At 66.9% G+C, this 9224-nt stretch carries 7 protein-coding genes; 3 read left to right on the top strand and 4 right to left on the bottom strand.

Annotated features, from left to right (window positions below; translation table 11 throughout):
- Positions 1-12 precede the first annotated feature (12 nt).
- The 4 genes from EN780_RS20195 to EN780_RS20180 form a co-directional block, all read right to left on the bottom strand.
- On the bottom strand, positions 13-1410 hold the full coding sequence (locus EN780_RS20195) for an SWIM zinc finger family protein (RefSeq protein ID WP_127284677.1): 1398 nt from the start codon (positions 1408-1410) through the stop codon (positions 13-15).
- A 132-nt stretch (positions 1411-1542) separates the two neighbouring features.
- Positions 1543-2316, bottom strand: coding sequence for an SDR family oxidoreductase (locus EN780_RS20190; protein ID WP_128275106.1), 774 nt, complete (start codon positions 2314-2316; stop codon positions 1543-1545).
- On the bottom strand, positions 2313-3107 hold the full coding sequence (locus EN780_RS20185; RefSeq protein WP_127287028.1) for an SDR family oxidoreductase: 795 nt from the start codon (positions 3105-3107) through the stop codon (positions 2313-2315). The genes EN780_RS20190 and EN780_RS20185 overlap by 4 nt, the downstream gene beginning before the upstream one ends.
- 3 nt (positions 3108-3110) lie before the next feature.
- Positions 3111-4502: a transaminase gene (locus EN780_RS20180; protein WP_245500035.1), complete on the bottom strand. Its 1392-nt coding sequence runs from the start codon at positions 4500-4502 to the stop codon at positions 3111-3113.
- A gap of 165 nt (positions 4503-4667) precedes the next feature.
- Between EN780_RS20180 and EN780_RS20175 the strand changes: the two genes are divergently transcribed.
- The 3 genes from EN780_RS20175 to EN780_RS20170 all read left to right on the top strand — a co-directional run.
- Entirely contained in the window at positions 4668-5405 is a 738-nt protein-coding gene (locus EN780_RS20175) for an IclR family transcriptional regulator (RefSeq protein ID WP_245500037.1), read from the top strand.
- Positions 5406-5672: 267 nt separating this feature from the next.
- Positions 5673-5840 (top strand): hypothetical protein, encoded by a 168-nt coding sequence (locus EN780_RS38860; protein ID WP_189556623.1) that lies wholly within the window; start codon positions 5673-5675, stop codon positions 5838-5840.
- A 95-nt stretch (positions 5841-5935) separates the two neighbouring features.
- A partial coding sequence (locus EN780_RS20170) for an acyl-[ACP]--phospholipid O-acyltransferase (RefSeq protein ID WP_128275104.1) occupies positions 5936-9224 on the top strand: 3289 nt, incomplete at its 3' end.

The following is a 9224-nucleotide window of genomic DNA, read 5'->3' as shown; positions in this document are numbered from 1 at the left end:
GCTCGGGCTCGTTCACGACAGATCGAGCCTCCCCATATTGCTCTGCGACGCCAGCAGCTCCAGCCTGGCGCCGTTCCAGAGCGCAGCAGTCGCTGCAAGCTCGATGCCGAGCAAGGGCTGGTTGACCGAGCCCTCGACAGGCAGGGCAATGCCGTGCGGATCGCTCGCCGCCTGCCACCAGGCGCCGTCCTTCTCGTCCAGCGCGATCGCGCCGGCCGGCAGGATGACGGGGCAGTCGGAGAGCCAAGGCGCACCGTCCTGGACGGCGGCATAGGCGGCAAGCGGATCGCCGGCGTCCGAGGCGAAGGCTGGCCATGCACCGGGCGCCGCATCGCCGAGCCGCTCCGCGACCAGCGCCCGCAGCGGAGTGCGCGATGGATAGAATACCAGCCTGGCCTTGAAGCGATTACCCGGCGCGAAGGCGCCGGAGCGCCGCCCGGCGGAGGCCGGGAAGAAGTCAAGCAGGACGGCAAAGCGCGGCGCCGGGCTCTTCAGATCGAGCAGCCAGGTCGCGTGGCTGACGAGGCCGTCGCGTCGGGTCTCGATCTTTTCTCCCAGCACCTCCCAGTCACTCTCGACCTGGACGGCATCGGGGTTGGCGAGGACCTGCTCGCGCGTCTCAGATGTCGACACAAGTCGTCTAAGCTCGGGATCATCGGGCGTGGCGCGCCAAGCCTTGGCGAGCAGCACCAGCTTGCCCAGCTCGCGGATCGCGGCATCCGGCTTCTCCTCGCCGCGCAGCGCCATCAGCCGCGCCGGCAACTCGTCGATGCGGCCGGCAAGCGCGGTCGCCTTGAGGTCGACAAGCCGGGCTGCAATGCGGCGGCAGCGCTCGCTGCAGGCATCGACGAACCCGGCAAGGCCGAGCCGGAGCTGGTCGGCAATCCATTGATCGAGCTCGTCCAACGCCGCCGAGACCGCGCTTCGCGTATCCTCTGCCCGCTTGCGCTGTGCCGCCTCGCGGCGTTCGGCGGCCGCGGCATCCTCGACCGGAGCGCTCTCGTCCGGTCGCGATGCCTCGTCGATGCTTTTGCCTTCCGAGCCGGCTGCTGGTTGCGTCGGCTGCTGCCCGGTCTTGCGGCGGCGTCCGAGCCAGTCATTCACCCATTCCGGCGTCTGATCGACGCGATCGAAGCTGGCCGGCGCGGTGGCGCCGATCCACATCAGCCCCAATATGTGCTTGCACGGGAATTTTCGCGATGGACAGGTGCATTTGTAGCCATGGTCGCCGGTGTCGAACGCGACACGATAGGGATTCGATCCCGAGCCCTGGCATTCCCCCCAAATGAGCCCCAGATGCTCATTCATCTCCAGGCGCGGCCAGTTCGAGCGCTTGGTCAGCTTGGAGGCGGCGCTGAGCGAGGCCTGGTCAGGGGCAAGCGCTTCAATGGTTTTCAGGTCCAGTTGCAAGCCCGCGCCTCTCATGACCCCGAAGCATGATACCGCGACGATAGATAGCCGTTTGCGGCGCGCTGGTGTAGCTCCAACTGCCGCAAAGTTTTACCCGCGACCAACGTGGTGAACGGGAAATTTCAGATCACGTCACACCGCCCTGTTCTGCGTCGGCGCGCGGCCGCCGCCGTCGGCGACCAGCACCGCGCCGGTGACGAAGGACGCTTCGTCGGAGGCGAGGAACAGGCAGCAGGAGGCGATCTCTTCGGGCTCGGCGACGCGGCGCAGCGCGATGCGGCCGGTCAGCGCCGCGAACTCCTCTTCCGGCGTCGAGCCGTTCGCCGCCGCCGCCACTTCCATCTCGTACACGCTCATCGGCGTGCGAACCCAGCCGGGCGCCACGGCATTGGCGCGGATGCCGTCGGGGCCGTGCGCGAAGGCGAGCGAGCGCGTATAGGAGACCAGCGCCGCCTTGCTTGCCGAATAGGCGGCGTTCTGGCCGCTGGCGTTGAACGCGCCTACCGAAGCGATGTTGACGATCGCGCCGCCGCGCTGCTTCAGCAGCGGCAGCGCCGCGCGGCAGACCATCATCGAGCCGGTGACGTTGACGGCAAAACTCTTGGCCCAGATCGCGTCGCTCAGCGTCTCCGGCTCGTCGAGGATCATCACGCCGGCGGCGTTGACGACGATGTCGAGGCGACCCTCGCAGGCGTCGATGGCGAGGGCGATGTCACCAGGAACCGTGATGTCGCCGCGCACGGCGATGCCGCCGCTTGCCCTCGCGGCCTCGTCCAGCACGTCGTCGCCATGGCCGAAGGCGATGACTTCGGCGCCGTGCCGGCCGAACAGCTCGGCGGTGGCGCGGCCCATGCCGGTGGCCGCACCGGTGATCAGCGCCTTGCGGCCTTCGAGGCGCCGGCTCATGCCAGCCCCCAATGCCGCTCGACGGCATAGCCGGTCTCCGGCAAGGTCGAGCCGCCGTCGACGACGATGGTCTGGCCGGTCAAGTACTTCGCCTGCTCGGAGGCGAGGTAGAGCATGGCATAGGCGATGTCGTCTGCCTCGCCGAGACGGCCGGCGGGGATGAACCGGCCGAGCCTGTCCGCCACCTCCGGCGCGCTCATCGTGCCTCTGCCCTTGGCGATGAAGCCCGGCTCGACGCCGTTGATGGTGATGCCGTCGCGCGCGAACTCGAAGGCGGCGCCCCGGATGAAGGCGTTGACGCCGGCCTTGGCCGCCGAATAGTGCGCGCCGCCGGCCATGGCCACGCGCGCCGACACCGAGGAGGTGACGAGGATGCGGCCGAAACCGTTGGCGCGCATTGCCGGCGCCGCCGCCTGCGCCAGCCAGAAGCAGGGTTTGAGATTGAGCGCCAATGCCTCTTCGAGCTTGTCCTCGTCGAGGTCCTCGATCGAGGCCCAGGGGCAGCCGCCGGCATTGTGGACGACGATGTCGAGGCGGCCGGCTTCGCGGATGACGTCGCCGACGAGCCCGTGCAAGGCGGCGCGGTCGAGTCCGGCAAGCGTAACGGCGCGGACCGAGAGGCCCCGCGCCGAGAGATCGGCCGCGAGGGTTTCGGCAACGTCGAGCGTGCGGTTGGCGATGACCACCGAAGCGCCAGCCTCGGCGAAGCGCGTGACGATCGCGGCACCGATACCGCGCCCGCCGCCGGTCACCAGCGCCACCCGGCCCTTGAGGTCGAATGGATTTGCCATCGCTTAGACGACGCCCGCGCTGCGAACCAGATCGACGAAGCGGGTAAAGACATGCGTGTGGCGGTCGACGTCGGACGGCGAGGTCGCCGGGCACATCAGGAACATGGTGTGGAACGGCGTCACCAATATGCCTTCGTTCATGTAGAAGGCATGCAGCAGCGTCTCGAGATCGCCGCGCCGGCCGGCAATGACGTCGGCGCCGTTGCGCGGCGGCGCGGGCATGAACATGATCTCGGCGCGAGCGCCGATCTGCGTCACATGCCAGGGCAATTTGTTGGCGCTGATGATGCCCCGCGCCGCCTCGGCCAGCCGCGAAGCGTTGGCGATCATCTTTTCGAAATTGGCCGGCGTCAGCACCTCCTCCAGCACCGCGCGCATGGTGGCGACGGTCAGCGCGTTGCCGGCCAGCGTGCCACCGATGCCGAGATGCGCCGACTGACGCACACGCGGATTGACCATCGGCACGATCGCCCACAGCCGCTCGGCGATCTCCCGCGAGACACCGAAGACGCCGGCCGGGATGCCGCCGGCGATCGCCTTGCCGGCGACCAGCATGTCCGGCTCCAGACCATGCTGCGCGGAGCAGCCGCCCGGCCCGCTGGAGATGGTGTGGGTCTCGTCGATGATCAGCACCGTGCCGGTGCGGCGCGTGATCTCGCGAAGAGCGGCGTGAAAACCGTCGGCGACCGGGATCATGCCGAAATTGGTCATCAGCGGCTCGGTCAGCACGCAGGCGACGTCGCCGGCCGAGAGCGCCTCCTCCAGCGCCGCGATGTCGTTGAACTCGACCACCCTGGAGACGGCGGAATGGTCGACGCCATTGGGATGGATCATGTTGCGCATACCGACGCGACCGTCGCGGATCTCGACATGCGCCTCCTCAACGCCGCCGTGATAGCAGCCGGAGAAGACCAGCACCTTGTCGCGGCCGGTGATCATGCGGGCGATGCGGATGGCGCCGCGATTGGCGTCGGTGGCCGAGGTGGTGAGCGTCCAGTACGGCAGGCCGAAGCGGCGCGCCAGCTCTGCGCCGACCCAGAGGCTGTCCTCGGTCGGCAGCATCATCGTGGTGCCGTTCTGCAACTGGCGAAGCGCGGCGCGGGTGACCGCCTCCGGCGCGTGGCCACACATGCCGCCGGTGTCGCCAAGGGCGAAGTCGACATAGTCGTGACCGTCAATGTCACGGATATGGGCGCCGCTGGCCGAAGCGGCATAGACCGGGAAACCGCCGGCCCAGCGTCGCATCCAGTGCGAGGGACCGCCATAGAGGAAGTGCCTCTTGCCCTCTTCCCACGCCGCCGCCGAGCGCGGGTGGGTTTCGAGGAAGCGCTGCTGCTCGCGGTCGAGCAGGTCGCCGGTTGTCTTTGAATGCAAAGCGTTTTTGGCAGCCGTCACGGGGCGAAGCCTCCCTTGTGTGCCGTTAGTTGGGCACAGATGATTTTCTTGTCGGTTCACTATTTGAACCATCGTTTTGCATGTTATAGACAAACTGCAGGCTACCTCGGCTGCTGTCAAGTTAATTCACATGCGAACTATCTTGGAGAATGCATCTTGAGCACGGTGGGCAAGGCGGTCTCGCTGCTGGAGCTGTTCACGCTCGACGAGCCGGAGATCGGGCTGTCCGACCTCGCCCGCAAGGCCGGCCTCGACAAGGCGACAGCCCGGCGCTTGCTGATGGCGCTCGCCAACCATCGGCTGATCGAGCAGGAGCCGCAAAGCCGCCGCTACCGGCTGGGCGCCGGCCTGTCGCGGCTGGCCCGCATCCGCGACGCGCATTTCCCTTTCGTGCGCGTGGCGGCGCCGGTGGCGCGGGAGCTGTCGCTCGAAACCGGAGAGACCGTGCATCTGTCGGAGTTCAGCGCCGGCGTGCTGCACACCGTGCATGTCGAACTGTCGGCGAAGGCCAACCGCGTCAATGTCGACGTCGGCCAGATCCTGCCACTCCACGGCACGGCCTCCGGCATCGCCTTCCTCGCTGCTTCGCGGCTGCAAGTGGTCAGCGCCTATCTGGAGAAGCCCTTGCAGGCCTTCACCGCGCATACGGTGACAGGACCGGACACGCTGGCCAAAGCCATCGCTTTTGCCGCCGCAAGCGGCTATTCGCGCAGCTCGCAGGGCTATGAGGAAGGCGTGCACAGCATCGGCGCCGCGATCCTCGGCGCCGACCGCCAACCGATCGGCGCGCTGGCGGTGGCGTCCCCCATATCCCGCGTCGACGATGCGGTCGCTGCCAAACAGGGTGCTGCGGCGGTCAAGGCGGCGCGCCTGATTGCGGCACGGCTGACCGGCGAGGCGTGACATCCCGCATCAGCGAGGCTGAAGTCGCCATACTCGCGGCTGCGATCGCCGAACCAGGCGAAGCCCCCCTTTTCTCGCCTTCATTTGAAACTTTGAACGGTGTTCACTTTTCTCTTGAACGCCGTTCACAGTGTGCTATGTTGCGCCTGTGAACATCGTTCATGGAAAAGGAGCGGCGAAGAGGATGACGAAGCCGGCTGATTGTATCCGGCCCTGAAACCGGGCTGCGCCGACCCGGCTTAACCCTGAAACGAAAGGATCATATCGATGGCCACCAACAGCTATGTTTCCAACCATTCGAGTGCCTGGAAGACGTCCATCGCCATCACCAAGACGCTGCGTGACGCCGAGGAAACGGGCCGGTTCATCAACAGGCTGCAAGGCGCCAAGGCCGAAAAGCTGATGATGGATGTCAACCGCAGTAACGAAGTTTAACCGGCTTCTCGCTTAAAACGAGGCTCAAACCGCGCAAGCAACCGCTGACCGATCCATCTCGGATTGCTCGATGGCCTTGCCCATTGGAACTTGCCATGAACACCCATCTGATGATGTCGCGGCGCTTCGCGCCTCTCTTCTGGACGCAGTTCCTGTCCGCCTTCAACGACAATTTCCTGAAGAACACGCTGGTGTTCCTCATCCTCTTCACCCTTGCCGCCGACCAGGCGGCGTCACTGGTGACCTTGGCCGGCGCCATCTTCATGGCTCCTTTCCTGCTCTTGTCCGCACTTGGCGGCGAGATCGCCGACCGCTTCGACAAGGCTTTCGTGGCGCGCAGGCTGAAGTTTGTCGAGAGCGGCGCCGCACTGCTCGCGGTCATCGGCATCGCGCTCTCCTCCATTCCGGTTCTGCTGACGGCGCTGTTCCTGTTCGGCGTCATCTCGGCGCTGTTCGGCCCGATCAAGTACGGCATCCTGCCCGATCACCTCGAACGCAAGGACCTGCCGCGCGCCAACGCCTGGATCGAGTCGGCCACCTTCGCCGCCATCCTCGGCGGCACCATCGCCGGCGGCATCGTCTCGGCCGACGGCATCGGCGTTGCGGTGTTCGGCCCAATCATGATGGCGCTTGCCGTCGGCTGCTGGCTCGTCAGCCGCTACATCCCGGCCACCGGTTCGGCCGCACCCGATCTCGCGATCGACAAGAACATCCTGCGCTCCACCTGGCGCCTGGTCAGCGAGTTGCGCACCAACCAGCGCATCTGGCGGGCGGCGCTGATGGCGTCGTGGTTCTGGCTGGTCGGGGCCATCGTCCTTTCCATCCTGCCCCCTCTGGTCAAGAATTCGCTCGGCGGCACCGAGATCGCGGTGACCGCCTATCTGGCCGTCTTCGCGGTCGCCGTTGCCGTCGGCTCGGCCATCGCGGCATGGATGTCGCAGGGCCGCATGGTGCTGCTGCCGGCACCGGTCGGCACGGCGCTGATGGCCGTGTTCGGGCTGGACCTCGCCTGGAGCGTGTGGGGCCTTCAGGCCTCCGCCCAGGCGCAAACGCTCAGCGCCTTCTTCGCCGGCCAGAACACCATTCGGGTCGCCATCGATCTCGCCGGCCTGGCGATCGCCGGCGCCTTCCTGGTCGTGCCGACCTTCGCGGCCGTGCAGGCCTGGGCGCCGGAGGACCGCCGCGCCCGTGTCGTCGCCGCGGTGAATGTCGTCAGCGCCGGTTTCATGACCATTGGCGGCGGCCTCGTCGCCGTCATCCAGGGCGCCGGCGTCTCGATCGCCGGCGTGCTGGCCGGCCTTGCCGCGGTCAATGCCGTCGCCGCCTGGCTGATGCTGAAATACCTGCCGACGAATCCTTTCCGCGATTTCGTCTCCATCCTGTTCCGCGCCTTCCATCATCTGGAGGTCGAGGGGCTGGACAACCTCAAGGCCGCCGGCCCGGCGCCGATCCTGGCGCTCAACCATGTCAGCTTCCTCGACGGTCCGCTGGCCCTGACGCTGACCGACGAGGAGCCGGTCTTCGCCATCGACCACACCATCGCGCAGGCCTGGTGGATGAAGCCGTTCCTGAAGCTCGCCCGCGCCCTGCCGCTCAATCCGGCGAAGCCGATGTCGACCCGCACGCTGATCAAGATCGTGCAGGGCGGCGATCCGCTGGTCATCTTCCCGGAAGGCCGCATCACCGTCACCGGAGGCCTGATGAAGGTCTATGACGGCGCCGCCATGGTCGCCGACAAGACCGGCTCGATGGTCGTGCCGGTGCGCATCGACGGGCTGGAGAAGAGCTACTTCTCGCGGCTGACGTCGCAGCACGTGCGCCGCCGGCTGTTCCCGAAGGTCAAGGTGACCATCCTGGAGCCGGTGAAGCTCGACGTTCCGCAGGAGCTCAAGGGCCGCCAGCGCCGCACCGCGGCGGGCGCCGCCCTCTATCAGGTGATGTCGGATCTCGTCTTCCGCACCGAGGACATCGACAGGACCGTGCTGGAGAAGATCATCCTGACGGCGAACGAGCGCGGCATGAAAGAGCTCGCCGTGCAGGACCCGGTCACCGGCTCGCTGAGCTATGGCAAGCTGCTGACGGCCGCCGCCGTGCTCGGCGAGAAGTTCGAGCACCTCTATGCCGGCCAGCAGACGATCGGCATCATGCTGCCAAACGCCAACGGCGCATGCGCGACGCTGCTCGGCGTCATGTCGGCCGGCAAGGTGCCGGCGATGATCAACTTCACCGCCGGTGCGGCGAACATCCTCTCCGCCTGCAAGGCCGCCGAGGTGAAAACCGTGCTGACCTCGCGCGCGTTTGTCGAACAGGCAAAGCTCGGCGCCGTGGTCGAGGAAATCGGCCGCTCGGTGGAGATCGTCTGGCTCGACGAGCTGCGGGCCGGCATCGGCCTCAAGGACAAGCTGCTCGGCTTGCTGCGCAAGACCACGCCGCGCGTCGCCCGCAAGCCCGACGACGCCGCGGTGATCCTGTTCACCTCGGGTTCGGAAGGCACGCCGAAGGGCGTGGTGCTCACCCACCGCAACATCCTGGCCAACGCAGCCCAGGCTGCCTCGCGGATCGATTTCCACTCGGGCGACAAGGTGTTCAACGTGCTGCCGATCTTCCATTCCTTCGGCATGACGGCGGGCACGGTGCTGCCGCTGATCTCGGGCGTGCCGGTCTATTTCTACCCCTCGCCGCTGCACTACCGCATCGTGCCGGAACTGGTCTACGCGTCGAATGCGACGATCATCTTCGGCACCGACACGTTCCTCTCCGGCTATGCGCGCACGGCGCATCCTTACGACTTCCGCTCGGTGCGCTACTGCTTTGCCGGCGCCGAGCCGGTCAAGGCGGCGACGCGCATGACCTATATGGAGAAGTTCGGCCTGCGTATCCTCGAAGGCTACGGCGTGACCGAGGCGGCTCCGGTGATCTCGATCAACACGCCGATGTACAACCGGTCCGGCAGCGTCGGCAAAATCATGCCCGGCATGGAGTATCGGCTGGATCCGGTGCCCGGCGTCGATGACGGCGGGCGGCTCTACGTGCGCGGCCCCAATGTCATGTCGGGCTATCTGCGGGCCGAGAAGCCGGGCGTGCTCGAGCCGCTGGCAGACGGCTGGCATGACACCGGCGACGTCGTCACCGTCGACGAGGCCGGCTTCATCACCATCCGCGGCCGCGCCAAGCGCTTCGCCAAGATCGGCGGCGAGATGATCTCGCTGGCCGCTGTCGAGGCGCTGGCCGGCGAATTGTGGAAAGGGTCGCTGTCGGCGGTTGCCAGCGTGCCGGATGCCCGCAAGGGCGAAAAGCTGATCCTCATCACCGAGGCCGCGAACGCCACCCGGGCCGAATTCCTGGCCTTCGCCAAGGCCAACGGCGCCATGGACCTGATGGTGC

Origin of the sequence: Mesorhizobium sp. M4B.F.Ca.ET.089.01.1.1 (assembly GCF_004022605.1) — a bacterium.
Lineage (GTDB): Bacteria > Pseudomonadota > Alphaproteobacteria > Rhizobiales > Rhizobiaceae > Mesorhizobium > Mesorhizobium abyssinicae.
The sequence above is the reverse complement of the archived record's forward strand: the minus strand, read 5'-3'. Positions and strand labels throughout refer to the sequence as shown.

What these genes read in the sequence shown, in the direction of transcription:
- EN780_RS20190 (WP_128275106.1), bottom strand. Translation starts at nt 2,316, where the DNA reads ATGAGCCGGCGCCTCGAAGGCCGCAAGGCGCTGATCACCGGTGCGGCC.
- EN780_RS20185 (WP_127287028.1), bottom strand. Translation starts at nt 3,107, where the DNA reads ATGGCAAATCCATTCGACCTCAAGGGCCGGGTGGCGCTGGTGACCGGC.
- EN780_RS38860 (WP_189556623.1), top strand. Translation starts at nt 5,673, where the DNA reads ATGGCCACCAACAGCTATGTTTCCAACCATTCGAGTGCCTGGAAGACG.